Below are 24,822 nucleotides of genomic sequence, written 5' to 3'. Positions count from 1 at the left end.
GGGGCCGAAGCCGTTGGACAGGGCCCCGGCCGCGGTTTATCAGCCGGCCGATCGCCCCCGCGCGGGGCCGCCGCCGCCACGGCCCCGGCCGTGGTTCCCGCCCGGGCGTGAAGCTTGCATGGCCTTGCCCCGTTCCCTTCGCGCCCTGACGACGGTGAAGCCCGACCCATGCCCCTGCACGTCGCCCTGACGCATCGCACCAGCTACAAGTACGAGCGGCCGGTCTCGCTCGGCCCGCAGGTCATCCGCCTGCGGCCGGCGCCGCACGCGCGCACCCCCATCATTTCCTATTCGCTGAAGATCGAGCCCGCCGGCCACTTCGTGAACTGGCAGCAGGACCCGCAGGGGAATTTCCAGGCCCGCGTGGTCTTCCCCGAGCGCGTGACGCATTTCGACGTGACCGTGGACCTGCTGGCCGACATGGCCACCATCAACCCCTTCGACTTCTTCCTGGAGCCGGAAGCCGAGACCTGGCCCTTCGCCTACGACCCGGTGCTGGAATCGGAACTGGCGCCCTTCCGCCGCGTGGAGCCCGCCGGGCCTCTTCTCTCCGCCTTCCTGGCCGAGACGCCGCAGCACGAGGGCCAGGCCACGGTGGGGATGCTGGTCGCGCTGAACCAGCGGCTTCAGGCGAAGGTGTCCTACGTCGTCCGCATGGAGCCGGGCGTCTGGACGGCCGAGGAGACGCTGGGCCAGTGCAAGGGATCCTGCCGGGACAGCGCCTGGGTGCTGGTGCAGGCGCTGCGGCACCTGGGCTACGCGGCGCGCTTCGTCTCCGGCTACCTCATCCAGCTCGTGCCGGACGTGAAGCCGCTGGAGGGGCCGCAGGGCCCGACGGAGGACTTCACCGACCTGCACGCCTGGGCCGAGGTTTACCTGCCCGGCGCCGGCTGGATCGGCCTGGACCCGACCTCCGGCCTGCTGACGGGCGAGGGGCATATCCCGCTGGCGGCGACGCCGGAGCCTTCCTCCGCCGCGCCCATCTCCGGCATGGTGGAGCCGGCCGAAACCGAGTTCGGCTTCGAGATGCACGTGAAGCGGGTGGTGGAGACGCCGCGCGTCACCAAGCCCTACACGGAAGCCCAGTGGCAGGCGATCCTCGCCCAGGGGCGGGAGGTGGACCGCAAGCTGGCGGCGGGCGGCATCCGCCTGACCATGGGCGGCGAGCCCACCTTCATCGCCGCGGACAACATGGACGCGGCGGAGTGGAACACCGACGCCCTGGGCCCGACCAAGCGCGCCTATGCCGGCCGCCTGCTGCGCCGCCTGGCCGATCGCTGGGCGCCGGGGGCGGCCCTCCAATATGCGGTGGGCAAACACTACCCGGGCGAGCAGTTGCCGCGCTGGGCGCTGCTCTGCCATTGGCGCAAGGACGGGGAGCCGGTGTGGCGCGATCCGTCCCTGCTGGCCTCCGACGACGACAGGGACAACGCCACGGCGGATGACGCGGCGCGCTTCGCCGCCTCGCTGGCGGAGCGGCTGCAGGTGGACCCTGGGCTGGTGACCCCGGCCTATGAGGACATCCACTACTACCTGTGGCGGGAGCACCGCCTGCCCGCCAACGTGGTGGTGGAGGACGCGAAGCTGCGCGACCCGTTGGAGCGGGCGCGGCTGGCGCGCGTTTACGGCGGGGGGCTTTCCGCTTCCGTGGGCAGCGTGCTGCCGATCCGCCGCGTGTTCCGCGACGGGGTGCGGCGCTGGCAATCCGGCCGCTGGTTCCTGCGGGGCGAGCACCTCTTCCTCGTGCCCGGGGACAGCGCCATCGGCTTCCGCCTGCCGCTTCAGAGCCTGCCCTGGATGTCGGAGACGGACGCGGCAAATAACTTCGACGTGGAGCCCGATCCCTTCGCGCCACGCGCCCCGCTGCCGCCGCACCCTGCCCTGGCACGCCCCATGGGCAACCACCCCGCGCCCGGCCTGCACCACGCGCCGCCGGATGGCGTGGCGGGTGCGCCGCTGCCGCCCTACCAGGCCTTCCAGCGCGTGCCCGGCTCCGGCAACGGCACCAGCTATGCCGGCGGGGCGGAGGGCTTCCGGCCGGTGCCGCAGAGCCCGCCGGAGGTGGGTAAGAGCGACCCGGACGTGGTCCGTACCGCGCTGACGGTGGAGGCGCGTGGCGGGATCATCCACGTCTTCTTCCCGCCGCTCTATGAGGCGGTGGACTGGCTGGATCTCGCCGCCGCCGTGGAGGCGACGGCGAAGGAGACCGGGCGCAAGGTGATCCTGGAGGGCTACCTGCCGCCGCGCGATCCGGGGCTGATGAGCTTCTCCGTCACCCCCGATCCGGGCGTGATCGAGGTGAACGTGCATCCCTACGCCTCTTGGGCAGAGGGCGTGCAGCGGACGGAGGAGCTGTACGAGGAGGCGCGGCAGGTCGGCCTGGCCTCCGAAAAGTTCATGCTGGACGGCCGCCATGTCGGCACGGGCGGCGGCAACCACGTGGTGATGGGCGGGGCGACGCCGGCCGAGAGCCCCTTCCTGCGCCGGCCGGACCTGCTGAAGTCCCTGCTGGGCTTCTGGCACAACCATCCCAGCCTTTCCTACATGTTCGCCGGCCTGTTCATCGGCCCCACCAGCCAGCACCCGCGCGTGGACGAGGCGCGGATGGACAGCGTGGCGGAGCTGGAGGTCGCCTTCTCCCGCATTCAGCCCGGCGTGGAGACGCCGCCCTGGCTGGTGGACCGCCTGTTCCGCAACCTGCTGGTGGACATGACGGGCAACACCCACCGGACGGAGTTCTGCGTCGATAAGCTCTACGCGCCCGAGAGCAGCTCCGGCCGCCTCGGCCTGGTGGAGTGGCGCGCGGCGGAGATGCCGCCGCACGCGCGCATGTCGGCGGTGCAGGTGCTGCTGCTACGCTCCGCCATCGCGACCTTCTGGGATACGCCCTATGACCGCCGCCTGGTGCGCTGGGGCACGCGGCTGCACGACGAGTTCATGCTGCCGCACTACGTGGCGCAGGATTTCCACGACGTGCTGGACGAGCTGGCCATGCTGGGCTGCCCGCTGGACCCCGCCTGGTTCGCCCCGTTCCTGGAGTTCCGCTTCCCGCAAATCGGCGAGGTCTCCGTCCGCGGCACGGGGCTGGAGGTCCGCCACGCGCTGGAGCCCTGGCACGTTCTGGGCGAGGAACCCGCCGCCGGCGGCACCGTGCGCTACGTGGACAGCTCCACCGAGCGCGTGCAGGCGAAGGTCACGGGCTGGGTGGAGGAGCGCCTCGTCCTCTCCTGCAACGGTCGCGCCGTGCCGCTGACACCGACGGAGCGCCAGGGCGAGTACGTGGCGGGGGTGCGCTTCAAGGCGTGGAACCCGCCCTCCTCCCTGCACCCGACGGTGCGCGCGCAGTCGCCGCTGGTGTTCGACATCTACGACCGCTGGACCGGCCGCAGCCTGGGCGGGTTGACGCACCACGTCTCCCACCCCGGCGGGCGGAACTACGAGACGCTGCCTGTCAACGCGAACGAGGCGGAGGCACGGCGGCGCATCCGGTTCCAGCCTTTCGGGCACACGCCGGGGCCGATGGGGGAGCCGCCGCTGGAGGTCTCGCGCGAGGCGCCGCGGAGCCTGGACCTGCGGCGGGATGGCGCTTGATCCTTGAATGAAGGGACATCCCCGGGAGAGGAAGATGGAATTCCTCCTCTCCCGGGACCCCTCATCATCATCCTCTTCTATCAGTTGGCCTGAACGTCGCTGACGATGCGCCTCGGGTCGATGACCCGAGGCGACTGCAAGGGCAGGATCAAGCCCTGGTCATCAGCGCCACGTCTCAGGTCTGTCCCCACGGCAGCCCGATGCAGGTCCAGGTGCCCCCTCGGGCCAAGGGTGCGAGCCGATCAGGCCGGCACGCCGGCATTCCGGACCAGGCCGTGGATGAACTCCAGCTTCTTGATCACCACGGGGGACAGCACGAACGGATAGAGGTCCTGGTGGCCCATGCTGCGGTTCAGGCTGTTCACCGCGAAGGAGAGGGGCAGCCAGTCATCGATGATGCGCTGGAAGTCCGGCTCCTTGTAGGGATCGAAGTCGATCACGGCGTGCAGGTCGCCGGCCTTGTCGATCCTGGGCTTCACGCTGAGGCCGAAGGAGGCCGCGGTTTCCAGCGTGTCCACGATGTGCAGGTAGTGCGCCCAGGTCTCCGCGAAATCCTCCCACGGGTGGGTGGTGGCGTAGGCGCTGACGTAGTTCTCCTGCCAGTTCGGCGGCGGGCCGCTGTTGTAGTGGGCCTGCAGCGCGGCGCCGTAGTCCTGGCTGTCGTCGCCGAACACGGCGCGGCAGGCCTCCAACTGTCCGCCGTCGCGGACCAGCCTGTCCCAGAAGTAGTGGCCGACCTCGTGGCGGAAATGGCCGAGCAGGGTGCGGTAGGGCTCGCCCATGTTCTTCCGCATCCTTTCGCGCTCGGCGTCGTCCGCTTCCTTCAGTGCGATGGTAATCAGGCCGTTGTCGTGGCCGGTCATCACCTTCGGGCCGTTGGGATCGGGGGAGTCCGCCAGGAAGTCGAAGGAAAGCCCCTCCGCATCCTCGTTGCGGGTGGGCATGGGAAGGCAGAAGCGGACGAGGGTGTAGAACAGGCGGTGCTTGGCGAGTTCCAGCAGGCGCCAGCGCTGCATGTTCTCGGTCACCGTGGTGTCGGGGATGAGGTGGTTGTGCCGACAGGCCGCACAGTAGGTGTCCGGCGAATCGGCGGGGATGGTCCAGTTGCAGACGTCGAATTCCGCGTTGGCGCAGAAGCGGCGCTGCGTGTCAGGGGCGGCGAGGGGCTTCCAGCCGTCGCCCTCCGGCTCCAGCGCGGAGAGCACGGCGCCGTCCGGCAGGTAGCCGAGGCGGTACTTGCACCGCTCGCAATGGGTGTTCTCGAAGTAGAGGAGTTGCTCGCAGTTCTGGCACTTGAACAGCCGCATGCGCCGGGCCTTCAGAGGAGGGATTGCGTGCGGTGCAACGCGGGCCGTTCCGATCTGTTGCAACACCCTAGATGCGGCGCAGCAACTCCGCCTTCTTCGCAGCGAACTCCTCGTCCGAGAGGATGCCTTTCCCGTGCAACTCGGCCAGCCGCTCGATCAAGGCGAGCGGGTCGCCGGCCTGCGCGGGGGCTGCGGGGGTATCGGACGGGGGGCTGGCGGGCGCCTTGGGCGCACCCGCGGCCGCTTCCACCCGCTGCAGATCTTCCAGCCGGATGGTGCCGCGGTCCGAGGAGAGGCTCAGGACCTGGCTGCCGCCCTGCTGCTGAGAGACGCCGCCGACCCGGTGGCCCTGTGTATCATAGAGCGTCACCTGCCCGCCGACCTGAACGGCCAGCCGGTGGATGGCGGGGAAGTAGGCGTAGCGCATGTCGTTCTGCGCGCCGCTCCAGGCCGGGCTGCCGAGATCGGCGGGCCACCAGGACGAGGAGGTGCTGCCCGCCCGCCAGGGGCCATCGCCGCCGAAAAGGGCCGAAAGTTCGGTGCAGAGAGCGTCCACGCGCGCCGCCAGGGCGTTGTTGAACATGTCGCCGACCATGACCATCCCGCCGCGGGACCACTGGCCCATGCCGCCAAGTTCGGGATGGCTGAACTGCGCCATCGTGCCACCGCCGGCGGCCAGGGCGCGCAGAAGGGTGGTGGCGGCATCGGTGCTCACGCCGTGGCGGGCGGCGATCTCCTGCAGGCGGTCCCGTGCCTCGGGCGTGATGTCCTGCATCGGGAGGAGCTCCTTGAAGCGGGTTGGTGTCGCCCCTTCAACGCCGTGTCAGGCCAGCAGGTCGCGCTCCTCCGGGTGCCTCTCCATGTAGGCGGCGACGAAGGAGCACTGGGGCACCACGCGCAGCCCCTGCACCCGGATTATCGCCAGCGCGCCGCGGACCAGCCGCGATCCCGCGCCCTGGCCCGATGCGGCCTCCGGCACGATCGTGTGGACGAGGGTGATCGTCCCGCCGTCGCGCTCGTAGGCGATGAAGGCGGGTTCGCCCACGCCGACGTCCAGCTCGAAGCGCTGGCGGGCAGTGTTGTCGGTTACGTCGGACATGGTCAGCCCCGGCCGTTGAGGAATGGATTGGACCGGCGCTCCTCGCCGAAGCTGGAACCCGGGCCGTGGCCGCAGAGGAAGCGGATCCCATCGCCCAGCGGCAGCAGCTTGTCCTTGATGGCGGCGATCAGGGCAGCGTGGTCCCCATAAGGGAAGTCCGTGCGGCCGACGGAGCCGCGGAACAGCACGTCCCCCACCACCGCGAAGCCGAGCTCGGTGGCTACGAAGGCCAGGTGCCCCGGCGTGTGCCCGGGGCAGTGCAGCACCGCGAAGTCCTGCCCGGCGATGGAGATCGTCTCGCCCTCCGTCAGCCAGCGGTCGGGCGTCACGCTCTCCATCCCCTCGATGCCGAAGCGGGCGCCCTGCTCGGTCAGCCCTTCCAGCAGGAAGGCGTCGCGGCTGTCCGGGCCCTCGATCGGCACGGGCCCGCCCTGGCGCGCCTCCAACTCCCGCTTCAGCTCGGCCGCGCCGCCGGCATGGTCCAGGTGGCCGTGGGTGAGGAGGATGCGCTCCACCGTGAACCCGGCCTTGTCCAGCGCGGCCAGGATCTGCGGCACGTCGCCCCCGGGGTCGATCACCGTCCCGCGCCCCGTCTCCACGTCCCAGATCAGGGCGCAGTTCTGCTGGAAGGGCGTGACCGGGATCTGGGCGGCCTGGAGCTGGGGCATGGGCCCCGGCGTGCCATGCGGGGTCGAGGGGGTCAACGGCGGACCGTCAGGCCGCCGCCGCCTCCCGTCGGGCGCGCATGCGGCGGAACAGGGCGATGATCGGCGCCACCGTCAGTGCCAGCAGGATGCCGCCCCCGACCAGCAGGGTGATGGTGCGGTTCCATAGCATGTTCAGCCCCATATCCGTCGTCGCCAGTTCCGGGTGCGCGGGGTCGGCGAGGACGGCCACGGAGTAGTCGCCGGAATGCACGTCGGCGAAGATGTAGTTCACGTCGCGCGTGACGCGGCCCGATTTCGTCATAATCGAGAGGGTCGCGTCGCAGATGTTGAGCATGAGGCGGGAGCTGCAGGAGCCGTCCGTGACGCGGCCCTCGGCCACCGGTTCCGCCACGCCGCGCACCTGCCAGTCCGTGATCAGGTTGGGCACGGTGTAGATCGAGAGCGCGACGAGCATGGCGCCGAACATCAGCGTGCCGAGAAAGGAGAAGAAGGTTTCCCGCCAGCCGCCGCCCTGCGGAGGCAAGGTGAGCTGCGGCGGGGATTCGGTCTGGGTTTGCATGCGGCGATCCTAGCTTCGGCGATAGAAGCGCAAAGTCACACGCCGGTTACATGTGCGGCTTCGTTCTGGTCAGCGGCCCTCTCCTCGGCCAGCAGGCGCCGGGCGAGGTCGGCCTGCCTGTAGCGGCCGATCAGCTCCGCCAGTCCCTCCGGCTTCATGCCGCACGGCAGGCCGGATCGGAGAGTGACGATGCGCTGCTTCGTGTCCAGCTTCACACGGCGCCCGGCGCCGGGAAGGCGGGTGGGGAAGGGGGCCTGCGGCGGGAGCAGCATTCGGGTGATGATGGAGCCGCGGTCCATGGTCATGTCCAGGTCCGCCACGTCGGCCCAGGCGATGGGGCGGTCCAGGCCGGGGATCTCCAGCGCCTCCGGCCGCAGCACCAGGAAGGTGCGGTCGTGCCGGCGCAGCATGAGGTAGCCCGCGACGAGGAAGACAAGCGCGAGGACGCCCGCGGAGCCGCAGACGATCCCCTTCTCCGTCGGGCCGAAGCCCGGCACGTCAACGGCCATGACGAAGAGGATTGCCACCGCGAGAATCCCGCCGAAGCAGAGGAGGAATATCCCGCCGCCGCGCGTGTTCTCGCCCAGCACCGTCGCATCGGGCGCGACGCCGGCGGCGGCGGCCTCCAGCGCGTTCCGCCGGGCCAGGGCGTTGCTGCGGACAACGGCCAGAAAATCCTCCGTCGCCGCTCGGCACAGCGCCTCCGGGGCGGCGAAGAGGGCGGAGAGGCGCGACATCGCCCCGGGCGACGGCGGCGGCGGCGGCGCGGCGGCCTCGGCCAGCAGGGCGGCATCCGGTTCCCGGCCCAGGGCCGCGATGCGCTGGCGCGTGGGCGGGTGGGTGTCGGTGGGGTGGGGCTGCTCCTCCTCCAGGTGCTTGGCGGGATCGTCCAGCCCCTGCTCGGCGGCGAGGCGGAGGGTGGCGTCCACCAGGTCGGGCGGGGCGGAGGCGGGCGCCTCGGCGGCGGCGTCCAGCACGGCCTCGATGCGCGGATGGATCGCGGAGGTCCGCAGCAGGGCCCGCGCTGAGGCATCTGCCGAGGTGACGCTGGCCCCTGCCGCGTCGGCCGCGAATTCACGCAACCGGCTCCAGTGCCGAACGGCGTGGTGGAACTGGTCCATTACGAAGATGCCCAGGTTCAGTGCTGGCCGGATCAGGGGCGAGACGGAGCCGTTCACGTCCGCCCCTGCCGTCACCACCGCGTCCAGCGAGCGGGAGACGCCGGCGTAGATCGGCACGAAGCGCAGGCTGTATTCCGTGTCCCCGCCGGAGAAGTGCGCCAGCTCGTGCCCGATGATCGTCGCCACCTCGTCCTCTCGCAGCAGGGGCAGGTAGGGCAGGGGGAGGTAGAGGGTTCGGCCGCCCAGCGCCGCGCCGCCGGGTTCCAGCACCTTCGGGCCGGAGCTGACGAAGAAGCCGCCGGTCAGGCCCACCACCACATTATCTGGCCGCAGGGCGCCCAAGCGCCCGGCCAGGTCGTCCAGCAAACGCCACAGGCCTGGCGCCTCATCGGGCGTGACGGGGCGGCCGAGGATCGGCAGCGGATCGGGGGCGAAGAGGTCCAGCGCCCGCCGGAGCTGGAACACGGCCTTGCCCGCGATCCAGAGGCTGGCGCCGATCACGAGGGCGAGGATGCCGAGCAGCTTCGCACCCCCGGAGGAGAGGTTGTCCGCCTCCAGGATGCCTAGCGCCTCGAACCCCGTGATGCCGACGACGCCGAGGGCGAACAGCACCACCTGCGCGCCGAGCACCCCGGGCAGGGCGCGCCGTGCAAGGGAGAAGCCGCGCAGCAGGGCCTCGCGCGAGGCACGGCCGGCCCTGCCGAGCAACGCCGCCGCCAGCAGCACGGTGACCGAGAGCGCGGCGGCGAGGCCGCCTGCCAGCATCACCAGCGGCGGCAGGTGGCCGCGAATGTGGGAGAGGGTGACGGCTCGCTCGGCGTCGCCCAGCGCGTCCCGCGCCTGGTCCAAGGCGAGGGGGCCGGCATAGGTCTGCCCGTTGCGGCGGAACTGCGCGCCGAAGTCAGGGCGGCCATTCGCCGGGGCGGGGCGCGATTCGAGCAGGGAGACGGCCTTGGCAGCGCGGGCGCGATTCAGCTCGGTGGCCGCCAGGTCCGCCTCGGCGCGGCTGGCTTCCCAAAGGCCCAGGCCCAGCACGGCCAGCGGCAGCAGCACGGTGGTGGCGACGAGGCTCAGCGTGGCGCGGGCGCGCCGGGTCGTCGTGGAAATGGGTCCGTCCCCCTGCCATTTGCGCGGGAGGTTAGACCGATGGAATCCCCGGCCGGAATGCGCCCGCCCGTATAACTAATGCGAAGCCAAGGAGATGTGATCGCGGCCCGGGCGCCCGCACCGCGCCCGGCGCGGGGTGTTCAGGCCCTCTGCTCGGCGCCAGCTGACTCGCCGAGGAACGCGACGTTTTCCGCCCGGATCCGCGCCGCTTCCTCGTCGTAGAGGAAGGGCAAGGTGGCGTATCGGGTACCGCGCGTCACTCGCGTTGCCTCATGCAGGAGGGAGCAGGAGAACACCACCGCGCCGCCCACGGGCGGGCGGTAGCGCTGCCGGCCGAATTCCGGGAACCACAGCTCCCCGCCGTCGAAGTCGTCGTTCAGGTTCATAGTCACCGCGAAGCGCCGGTGCGCCGTGCCCCTGGTGGTGTTGTCCCGGTGCGCCCGGAAATGGCCGCCATCCGCCGCGTCGTAGCAGGCGACGATGTAGCGCTCGATGCGCGTGGCCTTGTACTGGAAGGCCCTCTCGATCTCGGGCAGCAGGCGGCGCTGAATCTGGGCGCGCAGGGCGGCGCGCAGGGGCTCCTCCGCGATCTCGTGGTCGCGCCGGCGCTTGTGAGAGGCGTCGAGCATCCCGACCGTGCGCCCGTTCACCTCGCGCATGAAGCCGCTCTCCTGGCCGCCATGCCGTTCGTAGAGGGCAATCAGCTCCCGGCAGAACTCAGGGTCCAGCACCCGGGGCAGAGTTAGCACCGGCGCGATCATGTTGGCGCCGGCGTGCCGGTCCGGTGGCGGGAGCGATCGCAGCTGGCCCAGCAGGTCGGCCATCCCGGGCAGGGGGGCGGCGGCCAGCACGCGCAGCGCGGGATCCAGCAGGAGTGCGAAGCCGTGGTAGCTCACCCGCGCCTCGCCATCCGGCACGCAGGCGCCGAAGAGGCGGCTGATGGCGAAATCGCGGTCCCGGAACACCCGCAAGCCCGGGTAGTGGTCGCGGACGGCACCGGCCCCGCCCGCCCCTCCCTCCGGCGGGGGCGGGTCGGCGGTGACGACGAAGGCGCAGGCCCGGTCGTCGTCCAGCAGGCCCTCCGCCTGGGCGGAGCGCAGCGCCCCCCAGGCCGCCTCGGTCTGGGCATGGGCCCTGACGGAACCGAGGAAGGCCAGGATCACGTAGCGCCCGGCAACGCTATCGAAGGCGTAGCGGGGATTGCGGTCGTTCACCGCGTGAAAGCGCGGCACCGGGTCGCCCGGCCGGAAGCGCCTCAGCGGCGAGAGGTCCGGAGGGTTAGGTGGCGCGTCTTGCATGGACAGGAATGTTCCTCGCCGGCTCTGGCCGCAGTCGATCGGTCGGGGCGCCCTTCCTGAGGGCGGTGGGGAGAGTAACCGCCTTCCGTCGCCGTGCCAGCCCGCGCGACGATGTTTCCGGCCGGGGATGCACCCATCCCATGCAGCCCGGGACGGGCGCGGACGTTACGGTGGCGACCCCGCCAGATGCCCCGGCGGGCAAGTAGGGCGCCCGCCTCGGGGCTGTTCGGCGCGGACGTCCGAAGTGCGTACTGCCGGCGGGGCCGCCCCGCCGGCAGTTCTGCATCTCCGGCGGTGGCTCTGGTGTCCTCCGGATCATGAGCAGGACGAAAGTCAGCTGTAAGCATGAAACCTGACTATCCGGGCCGGCGCGCGCGCGTCAGGCTGAAGATGTGAACTGCGATCGGCCGGTCCGGCGCGGGCCAGGTGCGGCCAAGGCCACCGAAGAAGCGTTCACCAAATTCCAGAACAGAAGATCGTATCTCCATGAGCCCTGAAGATACGACACCAACCGACACGTCCGACCTGGACGCCATCATCGGGCAGGTGCTGGACCGAATGCTGGCCGATACGCCGCCCGAGCGCAGGGACGAGATCCTCGCACGGTTGCGGGCGCAACTGAGCGAGTGCCTCGCCGAGGCGCCCATTGAGGGCGAGCCGGTGGACGCCATCGCCGTGCGGGCGCGTTTGGCGGCGGCCTTCGAGAAGAGGCTGGGCCAGGCGGATGACGGCGAGGGGCAAGCCCCCCCGACAGAATAGCCGCCAGCCCTGGCCGGACGGGCCTATCGCCGTCTCGCGGGGGCCGCTTCCGCCCGGGATGCAAGGAGCAGCGGCGTGACGGTGACGGGCGCCGTTCCGCCCGCCATGCCCAGTCGGGACGCGACGCCGGGGCTGAGATCCACGATGCGGCGGCCCCTGTGGGGACCGCGGTCGCGCACCTGGACGATGACGCTCCTGCCGTTCCGCAGGTTCGTCACCCGGGCGTGGCTTCCCAGCGGCAGGGTTCGGCTCGCGACGATGCTGGCGCCGGGGTCGAAGCGGCTGCCATCCGCCATCCGTCGGCCGGCGAGGCTACGGGCATAGACCGAGGCATGGCCCCGCTGCGTGTGCCCCGCGGCCCGCGCCTGGGCGCGGCGGGGATGGAGGCGGGCCGTTCGATGGTGGGCGCGGTGGCGGGCCTCCCGGTGCTCCCCCTTGTGCGCTGCCTGGTGATGCCGCTGGCGCTCCAGGCGGGGGTGCGCGCGGTGCGCATCGGCTGCCATCGTGGAATCCGGCAGGGCAAGAAGCCCGGCGACGCAGGCCAGCAGGATACGCAGTCCCCTCAAATCCAGTTCTCCTCCAATAGCCAATCCCCTGCGGTTCCGGCGCCGCGATCGCGGTCCGCCAATCGCTGCGCTCCCGCTCGTGCCGGGGGTCGCCCCTGATCGGGCCGGGGGGCAGAGATAGGGAATGGACGGGCGAGGCAGGATCACGATCGCGCTCCCTCCGGTCACCACCGCGGGATGCGCCGATTCCGGACTCTGGCGAGCAGTGAGGCGTCGGAGAGACGCAAAGTCCGTCCGCCTCCGGCGTTCATCCCGCGCCACAACGGGAGGCCCAGCGGGATGGACGAGACGGAAGGACGGAAGCACCTGGCCAAGGTCGATCTGCAGCTCGGCCAGCACGTATCCGCCAGGGCCGAGCTCCAGATCTCGTCGAGCGGCCTGATGGCTGTCGGCGCGCTCGTTTCCAGCATCATCCTTTCCGTGGCGCCGCTGGTCTGGGCGGCGCGGCGCAGGCCGTACTAGCGCCGCGCGGCAGCAGGGACCTGGGCTGGGCCTATGCGGGCATTCCCCGGTGCTGCGCTCCGCGGATACCGGCTGTGCTGAACGCTGGCCGGCAGAGCGCAGTGGGCCGGGGCAGGAACTGCTGACAAACCCATGTGCCGGGCGGGCGTGGCGCGCCCCTACAGGGTCAGCAACCGGTAGAAGCTCTTCGCCGTCAGGATCAGCATGCCCAGAAGGGTCAGCCCCAGCACCATGAGGGATGTTTGACGATCAGACCCGACCACGTCGATCAACGCGTCCAGCGCCCGCCCCAGTCGGACGCCCGCGCGGTCGGTCAAATCCTCCAGGTGCGCTCTCCACGGCATGGCCGGCAAGATACACGCCGGGCCGGCGCGGGGAAGGCTGAGGGGGCGGCAGGGCTCTACGGCCGTGCCGGTTCGTGGGGCGGTGCGGGGAAAGGCCCGGCCACGGAAGCAGGGGCAATTCCCTTTTCACCGGCAATGCGCAGGGAGTGATCCACCAGCGCGATCACGTCCCAGATGGTGCAGCGGTCCCTCCATCCATCGAGCGGGAGACCGGGCAGGGCGACCTGGAACACCGTGCCCGCCGGATCCGCATGGATCGTAGCGCCGCGATACCGGAAGGACGGTCCACTGAGCGGACCGCGCGTCCGGATCAGTTCCACCTGTCCGGGCGTTGCTGGGGCGTATGGCATCTTTTGAGCCGCCGGGGATGGGATGTTCCTTAGCGGTAAGGAAACTCCCGGGTTGCACCTCGCACAATGAGGAAAGTGCCGCCGTGTTCCGAATGAGCGCGGCTGAGCGTCCGCGGCCGGCGTCCCGCGACCTGCGGTGGTGTTGTCGAGGTGATGCGGATCAACGGCGGCTCGCGCGATGGCTCCGCTGTTCCGCCGGCATCAGAGGCCGGCCGTGGACGGTTCCGCCTGACGGGAAGGCGGCGCCCGGAGAGGGGCGTCGCCTTCAGCCTCGAAGGACAGGGCGGAGGTCAGACCATCCGCCTGCGGGCCATGAGACCCAGTGCGAGCAGGCCGACCCCCATCAGGGAGAGCGAGGCCGGTTCCGGCACGGGCACGACGCGGGGCTTCAACTCGGTCATGCCACGGCTGAGCAGCTGGCCGCCCGGTGTCAGCGTGTAGAGGAACTGCAGCGTCATGGAGAAGGCGCCGGGATCGGAAGCCGCACCCGTCTCGCTGTGGGCAAAGGAGTCAGCGACGCGGGTCACGTTGTAGGTGAAGGTGTCGACCAGGGTGCCTGGGGTGTCGGTGGCGCTGTCCGCCCCCTGGGCGTTGTTCGCGTCGTTGAACCAGTTGAGGGTGATCAAGGACCCGACAGCATCCTGGAAGGTCCCCGATCCTGAGGTCGAGTAGCTGTTCGCCGGACCGGTGAAGTCCGTGTCGCTGATCGCGACCGTCGCCGAGGTCGAGGTGGCGTTCGTGTTGGTGACGGTCAGCGCCGAGCTGTTCAGGACGTTGACCAGGCCGGGGGTCGCCGGATTTCCTGTGGAGGTCTGGATCGAGCCGTTAACCACGACCCCGTTGATGTTCACCGCATTACCCAGCGAGAGGACGCCAGTGGTCGGGTTAGTGTCGCACGCCTGGTTGTCGAAGCAGCTGAACGTGGTCCCACCGACATCCGCGAAGAGCTGGAGCGCGGCTCGTGCGGGGGAGGGTCCGAGGGCTAGTCCGACAACGGCCAGTGCAGGCAGGAATGCGAGGTGTCGCGAAGCCATAACTTCATCTCCTCTTTTTCCCTTGTGTCTCAATCAGGTTCACTGCTACCTATGTACTTTCGTTACCGGTTCATTCCGGCTTGACGTCCATTGCAAACCTCGTGCCGCCCGTTTTTTGTTCGTGTTTCGAGTGACTTGAACCCGGCGTGCGGCAGCCAAGCCATCACTTGTCAGGATTCCCGACACCACGTCCGGCCAGTCCGTGCGAAGGACCTGATTTGGTTTGGTGCTGCACGGTGGTTTCGGTCCTGGGCTGAGAGGGGCAGGGCGGCGGGACCACCTCCGGCCCTCTCGTGGATCCTGCGCCCTCCTCGATTGGGATGAGGGCTTGTGTAAGCGTGTGGAGCACCTCTTCCGGCATCCACTGTGGTGCCTGACCCAGCGCCGGGACGATCTCAAGCTTTGCCGAGCCTGGAATGAAGGAAGGGGCCGCCAGATGTCTCTGGCAGCCCCTCTCGGGCCATCGAGGCCCAGACCCCAGGACAAGAACCTGGGCTCTCTCTGACGCGGCTCTTTACGAGTGCTGGCCGGCGCCGCCCGTCGCGCCGCTCAGGGCCAGGAAGTTCTGCTGCGCGCTGGAGGTGGAGCTGGCGAGCGGGGTGCGGCCCTCCGCGGCGACCCAGCGGCCGGAGGCAGTGGCGCCCTCGGGCACACGGTCCTGGTCGGCGAAGGCCGGAGCGGAGGTCAGCGCACCACCGATCACGGCGGCGGCGAGGGCGAGGGTGCGAAGGTTGATCATGGCTGCATGTCCTGGGTGGATGGGGCGGCGGGGTGCCGCCCTTCGTTGATCAAGAGATGCGCTCGTGCGTGCGAGAACTCCAACGCAGGAGATGGATGCCCTACATCCATGGGACGAATGAAACGGCAGGGGTGGGCATCGTTCCGGGTAGCGGAGAGAGGCGGTGGAAGACAGCCGATCAATGACCAGGGCTGAACACGTGTTCGGTTCCCCTGGGGATCATGGCCCAGGCCTTCTGAGCTACGGCTTATGGCACGAGGTCGGGGCGGTCCGACGTGATGATGCAGGCGGGCTATGATTCACCGTTGTGCCGACCTCGATTGCCCGGTCGGCTTTGGCCGTCAAAGGCGCCGCAATAGATCAATCTCTGCACCGCCCGAGATCCTGGTGGGCATGGCCAATCATTGTCATGCCCTTGATGATGCTGATGCTAAACTTTGGTGTAGGAGCATGCCTCGCAGTCCACCCGGTTTCCCGCCTGGCGGTTCCCGAGCGCTTTCCCCTGCGTGGGCATAAAGCTCATGGCGGGGAAGGTGGCCGGGCGGGTGCGCCTGAGAAGGCCAGCACGTCAGCACGACGCAAGTGAGAGGAAGCAGCATTGAAAAAGCCGAACTACAACCAGGATCGCATGCAGCGCGAGCGGAACAAGGCCGCGAAGGCTCAGGCTAAGGAGCAGAAGAAGCTGGATCAGAAAGAGGCAAAGCTCTCGCTCCGGCCAGAGTCCGAGAGCGTTGAGAGAGAAAACGGCGGACGCGACTAACGGCCTCGGCTGGCCTCGGCGCGGAGCGTGGCGGCAGTGCTGGCAGCATGGCTGATGAGGTCGGCTGTATGGCCCGCCCTGCCGTCCGGCACCCTGGAGGAGCTACGAAATCAGGGCTGAAATCAGAGCCCAGATCAACGACCAGAGCGCTACGGACGAGACGACAACGATCAAGAAGCCGAGGGCCGCATAGTTGGGCGAGTGCCGGCCGTCATGTCCGTCCAGGCCTGAAAGTCTTGTCACGATGGCCTTCCCGGATGTGCCCCTCACGCCAATGTGAGCATAATATTGGCTTTTGGCAACGTTTGAAAGAAGCCGGTGGGGGCGTACCCGCGTCGCCCACTCGGCAACAGATTGGCGACGGGCTCCATTCCCTGGCCTCTCCGGGTAGTTGCCTGCCTCGTCTATCGCTGGCGGCCATGAGGGTGTCTGCCCACACCGAGGCGCTTCTCCTTTCCGTCCTCAGCGCTCCACAGCTTCCAGGAAGCCGCGGGCGGGGAGGGAAGCGACCTAGGAAACTCTGAACAAGCCTGAGTCGATTGAGATCACGCCTGCTCGCCCCCAGCCATGGCCCGGGTCAGTGTCAGGAGCCGCCTTCGCTCGTCGCGGTCCAGCAGGTCCCAGCGCCGGAGCAGCTCGGCGCGATGGGCGTGGTCCTCCACGATCTGCGTGAGGGTTGCCAATGCCGCTTCGGCCGCCGACCAGGCAGATGGCTCACGCTCCTCAGACACTCTCCCCGCTCCCGCGCAGCAACACTCGCTTCGGTTTCTGCCGATCAAGCTTGGCGGAACTGCGGCGTCAAATAAGGCGGTTGCCGGTAACCGCGGCACAATGCGTTCAAACCGCCCCGATTACGATCCTGCGCTTCCGAGCGACGAACCCCTCTCCGGCCCGACCACGGCAGGCGCCTGGTCCTGCCGCATCCATAACGGTGGAAGCTCAGCACCAACCTCGGTCAGGAGGCTGGGCCGGGCGGCCAGATGCGCCGGTGGGTGGCCCAACATCCGAGAGCGGAGGCGGTCCCGCTTGTGCCCTGGCCTATGACCTCAGAGTCCGTGGGGGAAGGAGGCGTGGAGGGGCACATGCGGGGAGAGAGCTACGAAGTTGGGAAACACCTCTGGCAGGTGGGTGCCGGATGAGTGGGGCCGGGATTGGACGGAGCGCCCGGCGCTTGGTCAGGCCATCTGCGGCGCCTTCGACTGGCGGACTGACGGCGTCCCGAGTGGAGGCTTGCGCCCGCGTGTCCGGGCAGGAAAAGGGGCTCAATGCCGCAATGGGTGGAAAGCCCGGCTTTCATTGGTGTCCCCGGCGGGATTCGAACCCACGGCCCCGGGATTAGGAATCCCGTGCTCTATCCTGCTGAGCTACGGAGACACGCGACGCCACCCTAGCGCCCCGCCCGCGCCGGGCAAAGCCCCCGCCTTGGGGGCCGCTTCCAGGGGGCCTTGAGGCGCATCGGGAACCGGCCTCAACTGGCGCCATGCCCGAAGACCCCCGCATGGACCCCGAGATGGCCGCCTTCACGGCCATGATGACCGAGCGCGCCGCCGGCTACCCGCCGCAGCGGCTGGAGCGCCCGCTGGACGCCTCCCGCGCCGTGAATGACGCGCTGAACATGACGCTGTTCAGCCCCGAGCCGCGCATGGCGGAGAGTGCCGACCGGTGGGTGCTGGCGAATGGCCGCCGGGTGCTGTGCCGCCTGCACCGCCCGCGCACGGACGCACCCCTGCCGGTGCTGATCTACCTGCACGGCGGCGGCTGGGTATGGAACAGCGTGGACACGCACGACCCGCTGATGCGCTGCTACGCCGAGGCTTCCGGCTGCGCGGTTGTCGGCCCGGACTACGCGCTGAGCCCCGAGGCGGTCTTCCCCCAGGCGCTGGAGGAGATGGTGGGGGTGGTGCGGTGGATCGCCGCGCATGGCGGGGAGTGGGGGCTGGATCCCGCGCGCATCGTGCTGGGCGGGGATTCGGCCGGGGCGAACCTGGCGCTGGGCGCGGCGCTGCTGCTGCGGGAATCCGATCCTGCCATCGCACTGCGCGGCCTGCTGCTGAACTACGGCGTCTTCGACGACCGCATGGCCACCCCCAGCTACGCCGAGTTCGCGGACGGCTACGGGCTGACGGCGGAGCGCATGCGCTTCTACTGGGATTGCTACGCGCCACGCCCGGCGGACCGCGCCTCGCCCTTCGCCGCGCCGATCCGGGCGGACCTGCGGGGCCTGCCGCCCTGCCTGGTGCACATCGCGGAGCTGGACGTGCTGTCCTACGAGAACAGGGACATGGTGCGCGCCCTGCGCGAGGCGGGCGTGGAGGTGGAGGAGGAGACCTTCCCCGGCACGCTGCACGGCTTTCTCCGCGCCCGGGACCATGTGGCGGCCGCGCGGCGCTCCATCGCAACGGCCTCGGAGTGGCTGCGGCGAACCGCCTGAACGGCGTTCAGAATCCGGGTGGGCGCCGGCGGAACCGCTCCACGGCGCTTACCAGCGCGGTCCGCACGCCCGGTTCCAGCGCGGAGTGGCCGGCATCCGGCACCACGGTGAGCCGTGCCATGGGCCAAGCCTCCGCCAGCTCGAAGGCGGAGGTGGGTGGGCAGACCATGTCGTAGCGGCCCTGCACGATCTCCGCCGGCACGTGCGCCAGCCGGCCCATGCGGGCCAGCAGCCCGTCATGCGGCAGGAAGAGGTTGTGGGCGAAGTAGTGCGCCTCGATCCGGGCGAGGCCGAGGGCGGAACGGTCCTGCGCGAAGGAGGCCACGGTCTCCGGGCTCGGCAGCAGGGTGCTGCACAGCCCCTCGTAGTTGCTCCAGGACCGGGCGGCGGCGAGGTGGATGGCCGGGTCCGGGTCCGTCAGGCGGCGGAGATAGGCGGAGAGGAGGTCGCCCCGCTCCTCCGGCGGCACGTGCTCCGCGAAGGCGGCCCAGGCATCGGGGAAGACGCGGCGCAGGCCGTAGAGGAACCAGTCCACCTCGTCCTGCCGCCCCAGGAACACGCCGCGCAGCACGCATCCCGCCACGCGGTCCGGATGCGCCTGCGCGTAGGCCAGGGCGAGGGTAGATCCCCAGGAGCCGCCGAAGAGCAGCCAGCGGTCGATGCCGAGGAAGCGGCGCAGCGTCTCGATGTCCTCCACCAGCTTCGGGGTGGAGTTGTCCCGCAGCTCTCCCAGGGGGCGGGACCGGCCGGCGCCGCGCTGGTCGAAGATCACCACGCGCCAGTGCAGCGGGTCGAAGAAGCGGCGGTGCACGGCGCCCGCGCCGGCGCCCGGGCCGCCGTGCAGGAACAGCACGGGCTGGCCGCGCGGGTTGCCCACCTGCTCCCAGTACATCACGTGCGCGGGCCCGCCCGCCGAGGCGGCGGACAGGGGCAGCAGGCCCGTCTCATAGGGCGCGATGTCGGGGAAGAGGTCGCCACGCGGCATAGTCCCTGTTTGGCGCATGGTGCGGGCGGGATGCAACGGGGCTGCGCGGCGTTTTCCCGTGGGAATACTCTTCGCGCGGCGGCCCGGCGCGCCTATTTTGGAGGATCATGTCCCGCCCCATCCCTGGCCCCCACGCCGCCCGCAACGGCCCCCAGCCCGGCCCGCGCGCGGGCGCGTCCCGCATGGCGGAGGTGCGCTGCGCCGTCTGCGGCACGGAGAGCCTGCAATCCCGCTTCCGCCCCGTGCCGCCCGAAGGTGCGCCGGACCTGGACCTGCGCCCGGGCGAGCCTTTGCGGGGCACCATGTCCGCCTGGCTGCAGCAGTGCCCGCATTGCGGCTACGTGGCGCCGGAGATCGCGCGCGCTCACCCCGCCGCGATCGAGGCGGTGGGCACCGCGCCCTTTCGCGCCCTGATCGCGGACTCCACCCACCCGCCGCTCAGCCGCCGCTTCCTCGCCTACGCCTATGTGCTGGAGGAGACGGGGGCGCTGCACGCAGCGGCGGAGGCGACCCTGCAGGCGGCCTGGGCGGCGGACGATGCCCGCAAGCCCGACCTGGCCCGTGCCTGGCGGGGAGAGGCGGTCGCGCTGTGGCGCGCCGGCCCCCCGCTGGACACGGAGCAGACGGTGCGGGTGGTGGACGCGCTGCGCCGGGCCGAGAACTTCGAGGATGCGGCGGCGACGGCGGAGCAACTTGCTTCGACCCACCCGGCGGAGGCGGTGGCAGGGGTGATCGCGCTGGAGCAGCGGCTGATCGCGCTGCGGGATGCCGGCCGCCACACCGTGGCCAGCGCCCTGCCGCCGCCGGCCCGGCGGCCGCACGCCACGCATTCCAGCATCGCCCGGCGGGACGGGCCGGGTTGGTGGGAGCGACTTCGCCGGTTGTGGCGCCGGGATCGGTAGGTCCCGTTTTCGGCCTTGCAAGATCACGTCGGCGCTGCTCTACGTTATGTTATAACGTAGTGAGATTTCGATGCAGCGCCGCACGTTCCTCGCCGCCGTCCTCGCGCTTCCCGCCATCCGCCCGGCCGCCGCACAAGCGGTGCTGCCCGTGGTGGCGGCCTTCTCCATTCTCGGGGACCTGGTGCGGCAGGTCGCGGGGGATCGGCCCCTCGCGCTCTCCGTCCTCGTCGGGCCCGACGGGGATGCGCACGACTTCCAGCCCCGGCCTTCGGATGCGGAGCGGCTTCGCGGCGCCGCCCTGCTGGTCCGCAACGGGCTGGGCTTCGATGACTGGTTGAACCGGCTGACAGGCGCCGCCGGCTTCCGCGGCACCACCGTGACGGCGGCCGATGGCGTGACCACCCGCCCCGCGGAGGCCGGGGGGCACGGCCATTCGCACGGCGAGGGCCGGCGCGGCCGGGGGGGCGAAGCGGCCCGCGCGCCCGATCCTCATGCCTGGGGCGACCCGCGCAACGCGCGGATCTACGCCCGCAATATCGCGGCCGGGCTCTCCGCCGCCGATCCGGGGAACGCCGCGCTCTACGCCCGCAATGCGGAGGGGTTCTCCGCCCGCCTGACGGCGCTGGATGCCGAGGTGCGGGCCGCCATCGGCACGGTGCCCGAAGGCAAGCGCCGGGTGATCACGAGCCACGACGCCTTCGGTTACTACGGCGACGCCTACGGCATCACCTTCCTGGCGCCGCAGGGCGTGAGCACCCATGCCGACGCTTCGGCCGCCAATGTCGCCCGGCTGATCCGGCAGGTGCGCGCCGAGGGGATCTCCGCGGTCTTCCTGGAGAACATGGCGGAAGGCACCACGCTGGACCGCTTGGCACGGGAAGCGGGGGTGCGCGTGCGCGGGCGGCTCTACTCCGACGCCCTCTCCCCGCCCGACGGTCCTGCCGCGACGTACGAGGCGCTGATCCGCCACAACACCGCCCTCCTGGTACCGGCGATGCGGGGCGAGGGGTAGCGGTTCGCCCTCGGGCGACGGCAGGACCGGGCGCCGCCCACCACCTGGGACGAAGGCTGCCGCGGCAAGGCAACATTATAACGTTTCAACTGACGCGGTGACCGCCCTGCTGGCCGGCACCGGATGCAGAGGGTTCCATGGCGATCTCACACCGCGCAGCACTCCTGGCCACCGTCGCGGCGCTCGCCTGTGTCGGGACCGGCCGGCAGGTCTCCGCGCAGGACGCGGCGTCGGCTTCCACGCCGCCCGCTTCCACGCCGGCCGTCGTGCTGCCTCCCGTCTCGGTCACGGCAAGCCCGATCAGCACGGACCAGCTCGGCAGCTTCCTGCCGGTGACGACGCTGGAGCAGGAGCAGATCGCGGTCCAGCCGGCCCGCTCCCTCGGCGACGTGCTGTTCACCGAGCCGGGGATCACCTCCAGCACCTTCGCGCCCGGCGCCAGCCGGCCCATCATCCGCGGCCTGGAGGGCGTGCGCGTCCGGCTGCAGGAGAACGGCTTCCTCTCCGGCGACGTCTCCGCCTTCGGCGAGGACCATGTCGTGCCGCTGGACCCGCTCTCGGCGGACCGGATCGAGGTGGTGCGCGGCCCGGCGGCGCTGCGCTGGGGATCGCAGGCGATCGGCGGCGTGGTGAACGTCATCAACAACCGCATCCCCACGGTGCTTCCGGACCGCACCGTGCAGGGCCGCATCACCGGCGGCTGGAACAGCGGCTCCCGCGGGTGGAACGGGGTGGGCACCACCGACGTGCGCGTGGGCAACTGGGTCGCGCATTTCGACATGTTCGGCCGCTATGACAGCGACTACCGCATCCCCGGCGGCCGCCGGCAGGAGAACAGCGGCGTGCGGACGGACGGCAAATCGGCCGGCCTGAGCTACATCTTCGACCAGGGCTTCATCGGCACCTCCGTCTCGCACTTCCGCAGCCTCTACGAGATCCCCGGTGGCGAGGAGGCCGAGGCGCGCACGGCGATCGACGCCGAGCAGGTGCGCTGGTCCACCCGGGGCGAATACCGCCCGGGGTCCGGGCCGATCCAGCGCATCAGCGGCTGGCTGGGCTTCACCACCTACCACCACGAGGAGATCGGGGCGGAACACGGCCACGACCACGATCATGACCATGATCATGGCGCGGAGGAGGAGATCGGGGCGGCGGGCGGCCGGGTGGTCCATGGCGGGTTCCGCAACCGCAGCTGGGATGCCCGGCTGGAACTGCAGCATGTGCCCGTCGATACCGGCATCGGCCCGCTGAACGGCACCTTCGGCCTCTCCCTCGAGCATGAGCGGCTCCGTACCACCGGGGAGTTCCTGGAATATCTGCCGCCCGCCCGCACCAGCCGCTACGCCGGGTATCTCTTCGAGGAGCTGACGCTCACGCCCCGCCTGCGAGTACAGGCCGCCGGGCGGGTGGAGTTCGCGCGCATCACCGGCTCAACCGCGACCTTCCCCGGGGACAACCTGCCGGCCGATCCCGATGCCGAGCTGGAGAATACCGGGCGCCGCCGCAGCTACACGCCCTTCAGCGTCAGTCTCGGTGCCCTCTATGACCTGCCCTGGGCGGTGCAGGCGCGCGTGACCGGGCAGTACGTGCAGCGCTCGCCGAGTGCCGCCGAGCTCTTCTCCCGCGGGGCACACGACGCCTCCGGCACCTTCGACGTTGGCGACCCCAGCCTGCGCAAGGAATCCGCCGCAACGGCGGAACTGGGCCTGGCCCGGACCGCCGGCTCCTTCCGGTTCGACACGAGCGCCTTCGTCTCCCACTTCGACGATTTCATCTTCCGGGCGCTGACCGGCAACAGCTGCGGCGAAGGGTTCGGATCCTGCGCGGCAGGGAGGGACGGGGAGTTCCTGCAGACCGCCTATGGCCAGCGCGATGCCCGCTTCTACGGGGTGGAGGCGAAGGCGGAGCAGGACCTGTTCCGGCTGTGGGACGGGAGTGTGGGCGTTTCCGGCCGTTACGACTTTGTGCGAGCCCAGTTCTCCAGCGGCGGCGGCAACCTGCCGCGCATCCCTCCCCACCGGCTGGGCGGCGGCGTGTTCTGGCGGGACGGCCGGGTGCAGAGCAGCGTGGACTACCTGCACGCCTTCAACCAGAACCGGGTGGGCGAGAACGAGACGCCGACCAAGGGCTACGAGCTGCTGAACGCGCGGATCGGCTACACGGCGCGGCTGGACGACCTGCGGAGCGCGAACTTCTCCCTGGTCGGCACCAACCTGCTGGACTCCGACATCCGCAACGTCGCCTCCTTCAAAAAGGACGAGGTTCTGCTGCCCGGGCGGACGGTGCGGCTGCTGATGACGGTGAGTTTCTGATCAGGGGCGGGGAGGGGGCACCCTTTCCAAATCCCGCCCCGGGGCCAGATGCGCGGCGGACAAGGGAGTGCCGCGCATGCCCATCTTCGCTTCCATCGCCCTCTCGCTGACGGGGCTGAGCATTGGTGTCCCGCTCGGCATGGCCGCGGCGGGCGGGCTTCTCCTCGCGGGCGGGGCGATGCGGATGGCCGGGGGGCGGATGTGATGCTGCCCAACCCCTTCCGGCCCGTTCGCACCACCCTGCTCGGCCTTCACGCCGGCGCGGTGCTGGCCACCCATGTGATGGCCGGCGCCCTGCTGGGCGCGCTGACCGTCGCGGCCCTTGCGGGCGCGGCGGGCAGCGCGATGGCGAAGCGCGGCGCGCGCTAGCGGATGGGCGGCGCGTAGAGCAGGCCGCCCTGGTTCCACAGCGCGTTCAACCCGCGCTGGAGGCCGATGGGGCTCTTCGAGCCGAGGTGCCGCTCGAAGATCTCGCCGTAGTTCCCCACGGCGCGGATGGCGTTGTAGGCCCAGCGGCGGTCGAGGCTCATGGAGGGGCCGAAATCACCGGTCACGCCGAGCAGGCGGCGGATATCGGGGTTCGGGCTCTCCAGCATCGTCTCCGCATTGGCTTGGGTCACGCCCAGCTCCTCGGCCAGGATCAGCGCGTAGATCGTCCAGCGCACCACGTCGTACCACTGGGCATCGCCCTTGCGGACGGCGGGGGCGAGCGGCTCCTTGCTGATGATGTCCGGCAGGATGATGTGCTCGTTCGGGTCCGCAAAGGTGGTGCGGAAGCCCGCGAGCTGGCTGGCATCCAGCGAGTAGCTGTCGCAGCGGCCGGACGCATAGGCCTTGCGGGTGTCCTCGTTGCTTTCGAACACCAGGGGGCGGATGGAGATGCGGTTGGTGCGCGCCCAGTCCGCCAGGTTCAGCTCGTTGGTGGAGCCGGCGGAGACGCAGATCGTCGCCCCTTCCAGCTGAGACGCGCGCTCGATCCCTGCGGCGCGGCGGACGATGAAGCCCTGGCCGTCATGGAAGGTGATGGGGCCGAACTGCAGTCCGGAGGACACCTCCCGCGCCATGGTCCAGGTGAAGGTGCGCGCCACCACGTCCACCTGGCCGGATTGCAGCGAGGGGATGCGCGATTGGCTGGTGAGGACGGTGAAGCGGACCCGGGAAGGGTCGCCCAGCACGGCGGTGGCGATGGCGCGGCAGAAATCCGGGTCCATGCCCCGGTGCTCGCCCCGGCTGTCCGGCACGCCGAAGCCGGCGGAGCCGGGATTGGCGCCGCAATCCAGGTAGCCCTTGGAGCGCACGTAAGAAACGGTGGGGCCGGGCGCCACCTGGGCCGAGGCCGCCATCGGCAGCACGAACCCCGCCACGGCCAGGGCCGCCCCGATCCAGCGCCGTGCGCGATGCTTCGCCATCCCCGCT

24 protein-coding genes and 1 tRNA gene are annotated in these 24,822 nt (G+C 70.4%); 10 read left to right on the top strand and 15 right to left on the bottom strand.

Features of this window, described 5'->3' with window-relative positions:
- Positions 1-168 precede the first annotated feature (168 nt).
- Positions 169-3,591, top strand: a complete 3,423-nt coding sequence (locus NRP21_RS05420) for a transglutaminase family protein (protein ID WP_257715157.1) — start codon at positions 169-171, stop codon at positions 3,589-3,591.
- Positions 3,592-3,833: 242 nt separating this feature from the next.
- Here NRP21_RS05420 and NRP21_RS05415 read toward each other — a convergent pair whose 3' ends face one another.
- The 7 genes from NRP21_RS05415 to NRP21_RS05385 form a co-directional block, all read right to left on the bottom strand.
- Positions 3,834-4,898, bottom strand: a complete 1,065-nt coding sequence (locus tag NRP21_RS05415) for a zinc-binding metallopeptidase family protein (RefSeq protein ID WP_257715156.1) — start codon at positions 4,896-4,898, stop codon at positions 3,834-3,836.
- 67 nt (positions 4,899-4,965) lie between these two features.
- A complete protein-coding gene (locus NRP21_RS05410) occupies positions 4,966-5,673 on the bottom strand; it encodes an SHOCT domain-containing protein (RefSeq protein ID WP_257715155.1) in 708 nt (235 codons plus the stop codon).
- A 48-nt stretch (positions 5,674-5,721) separates the two neighbouring features.
- On the bottom strand, positions 5,722-5,997 hold the full coding sequence (locus NRP21_RS05405) for a GNAT family N-acetyltransferase (protein ID WP_257715154.1): 276 nt from the start codon (positions 5,995-5,997) through the stop codon (positions 5,722-5,724).
- Between the two features lie 2 nt (positions 5,998-5,999).
- Positions 6,000-6,665, bottom strand: coding sequence for an MBL fold metallo-hydrolase (locus tag NRP21_RS05400; RefSeq protein WP_257715153.1), 666 nt, complete (start codon positions 6,663-6,665; stop codon positions 6,000-6,002).
- Between the two features lie 46 nt (positions 6,666-6,711).
- Positions 6,712-7,224 carry a hypothetical protein gene (locus NRP21_RS05395; RefSeq protein WP_257715152.1) on the bottom strand — a complete coding sequence of 171 codons (513 nt, stop codon included), beginning with the start codon at positions 7,222-7,224 and terminating at the stop codon, positions 6,712-6,714.
- Between the two features lie 35 nt (positions 7,225-7,259).
- Positions 7,260-9,398 (bottom strand): M48 family metallopeptidase, encoded by a 2,139-nt coding sequence (locus NRP21_RS05390; protein ID WP_257715151.1) that lies wholly within the window; start codon positions 9,396-9,398, stop codon positions 7,260-7,262.
- Between the two features lie 194 nt (positions 9,399-9,592).
- Positions 9,593-10,750 carry a 2OG-Fe(II) oxygenase gene (locus NRP21_RS05385; protein ID WP_257715150.1) on the bottom strand — a complete coding sequence of 386 codons (1,158 nt, stop codon included), beginning with the start codon at positions 10,748-10,750 and terminating at the stop codon, positions 9,593-9,595.
- Between the two features lie 486 nt (positions 10,751-11,236).
- Here NRP21_RS05385 and NRP21_RS05380 point away from each other — a divergent pair, with 486 nt between their 5' ends.
- Complete coding sequence (locus NRP21_RS05380) at positions 11,237-11,509, top strand: hypothetical protein (RefSeq protein WP_257715149.1); 273 nt, start codon at positions 11,237-11,239, stop codon at positions 11,507-11,509.
- Positions 11,510-11,532: 23 nt separating this feature from the next.
- Here the strand turns inward: NRP21_RS05380 and NRP21_RS05375 are convergent, their stop codons facing one another.
- Entirely contained in the window at positions 11,533-12,075 is a 543-nt protein-coding gene (locus tag NRP21_RS05375) for a septal ring lytic transglycosylase RlpA family protein (RefSeq protein ID WP_257715148.1), read from the bottom strand.
- Positions 12,076-12,354: 279 nt separating this feature from the next.
- On the opposite strand from NRP21_RS05375, the gene NRP21_RS05370 reads away from it, so the two are divergent.
- On the top strand, positions 12,355-12,537 hold the full coding sequence (locus NRP21_RS05370; protein WP_257715147.1) for a hypothetical protein: 183 nt from the start codon (positions 12,355-12,357) through the stop codon (positions 12,535-12,537).
- A gap of 158 nt (positions 12,538-12,695) precedes the next feature.
- Here NRP21_RS05370 and NRP21_RS05365 read toward each other — a convergent pair whose 3' ends face one another.
- The 3 genes from NRP21_RS05365 to NRP21_RS05355 form a co-directional block, all read right to left on the bottom strand.
- Positions 12,696-12,854 carry a hypothetical protein gene (locus NRP21_RS05365; protein ID WP_257715146.1) on the bottom strand — a complete coding sequence of 53 codons (159 nt, stop codon included), beginning with the start codon at positions 12,852-12,854 and terminating at the stop codon, positions 12,696-12,698.
- Between the two features lie 667 nt (positions 12,855-13,521).
- Positions 13,522-14,265, bottom strand: coding sequence for a PEP-CTERM sorting domain-containing protein (locus NRP21_RS05360; protein ID WP_257715145.1), 744 nt, complete (start codon positions 14,263-14,265; stop codon positions 13,522-13,524).
- A 514-nt stretch (positions 14,266-14,779) separates the two neighbouring features.
- Positions 14,780-15,004 (bottom strand): hypothetical protein, encoded by a 225-nt coding sequence (locus tag NRP21_RS05355; protein ID WP_257715144.1) that lies wholly within the window; start codon positions 15,002-15,004, stop codon positions 14,780-14,782.
- Positions 15,005-15,602: 598 nt separating this feature from the next.
- Here NRP21_RS05355 and NRP21_RS05350 point away from each other — a divergent pair.
- Positions 15,603-15,764, top strand: coding sequence for a hypothetical protein (locus NRP21_RS05350; protein ID WP_257715143.1), 162 nt, complete (start codon positions 15,603-15,605; stop codon positions 15,762-15,764).
- 545 nt (positions 15,765-16,309) lie between these two features.
- Here NRP21_RS05350 and NRP21_RS05345 read toward each other — a convergent pair.
- Positions 16,310-16,495 (bottom strand): hypothetical protein, encoded by a 186-nt coding sequence (locus NRP21_RS05345; protein ID WP_257715142.1) that lies wholly within the window; start codon positions 16,493-16,495, stop codon positions 16,310-16,312.
- 566 nt (positions 16,496-17,061) lie between these two features.
- A tRNA-Arg gene (locus NRP21_RS05340) sits at positions 17,062-17,138 on the bottom strand.
- Positions 17,139-17,262: 124 nt separating this feature from the next.
- Here NRP21_RS05340 and NRP21_RS05335 point away from each other — a divergent pair.
- A complete protein-coding gene (locus NRP21_RS05335) occupies positions 17,263-18,195 on the top strand; it encodes an alpha/beta hydrolase (RefSeq protein WP_257715141.1) in 933 nt (310 codons plus the stop codon).
- Positions 18,196-18,202: 7 nt separating this feature from the next.
- On the opposite strand, the gene pip is transcribed toward NRP21_RS05335, so the two are convergent.
- Complete coding sequence (gene pip / locus NRP21_RS05330; RefSeq protein WP_257715140.1) at positions 18,203-19,180, bottom strand: prolyl aminopeptidase; 978 nt, start codon at positions 19,178-19,180, stop codon at positions 18,203-18,205.
- Positions 19,181-19,287: 107 nt separating this feature from the next.
- Here pip and NRP21_RS05325 point away from each other — a divergent pair, with 107 nt between their 5' ends.
- From NRP21_RS05325 to NRP21_RS05305, 5 genes are all read left to right on the top strand, one after another.
- The gene (locus NRP21_RS05325; protein WP_257715139.1) at positions 19,288-20,082 is read left to right on the top strand and encodes a hypothetical protein; all 795 of its coding nucleotides are present in this window, start codon (positions 19,288-19,290) and stop codon (positions 20,080-20,082) included.
- A 70-nt stretch (positions 20,083-20,152) separates the two neighbouring features.
- Complete coding sequence (locus NRP21_RS05320) at positions 20,153-21,094, top strand: metal ABC transporter solute-binding protein, Zn/Mn family (protein WP_257715138.1); 942 nt, start codon at positions 20,153-20,155, stop codon at positions 21,092-21,094.
- A gap of 137 nt (positions 21,095-21,231) precedes the next feature.
- A complete protein-coding gene (locus NRP21_RS05315) occupies positions 21,232-23,406 on the top strand; it encodes a TonB-dependent receptor (protein ID WP_257715137.1) in 2,175 nt (724 codons plus the stop codon).
- Between the two features lie 76 nt (positions 23,407-23,482).
- Positions 23,483-23,611 (top strand): hypothetical protein, encoded by a 129-nt coding sequence (locus NRP21_RS05310; protein ID WP_257715136.1) that lies wholly within the window; start codon positions 23,483-23,485, stop codon positions 23,609-23,611.
- Positions 23,611-23,775: a hypothetical protein gene (locus NRP21_RS05305; protein ID WP_257715135.1), complete on the top strand. Its 165-nt coding sequence runs from the start codon at positions 23,611-23,613 to the stop codon at positions 23,773-23,775. The genes NRP21_RS05310 and NRP21_RS05305 overlap by 1 nt, the downstream gene beginning before the upstream one ends.
- Here NRP21_RS05305 and NRP21_RS05300 read toward each other — a convergent pair.
- Positions 23,772-24,815, bottom strand: a complete 1,044-nt coding sequence (locus NRP21_RS05300) for an amino acid ABC transporter substrate-binding protein (RefSeq protein WP_257715134.1) — start codon at positions 24,813-24,815, stop codon at positions 23,772-23,774. The genes NRP21_RS05305 and NRP21_RS05300 overlap by 4 nt on opposite strands.
- Positions 24,816-24,822 lie beyond the last annotated feature (7 nt).

The sequence above is a fragment of the Roseomonas populi genome, from assembly GCF_024594815.1.
Lineage (GTDB): Bacteria > Pseudomonadota > Alphaproteobacteria > Acetobacterales > Acetobacteraceae > Roseomonas > Roseomonas populi.
This window is presented reverse-complemented; position numbering and strand designations above follow the sequence as displayed.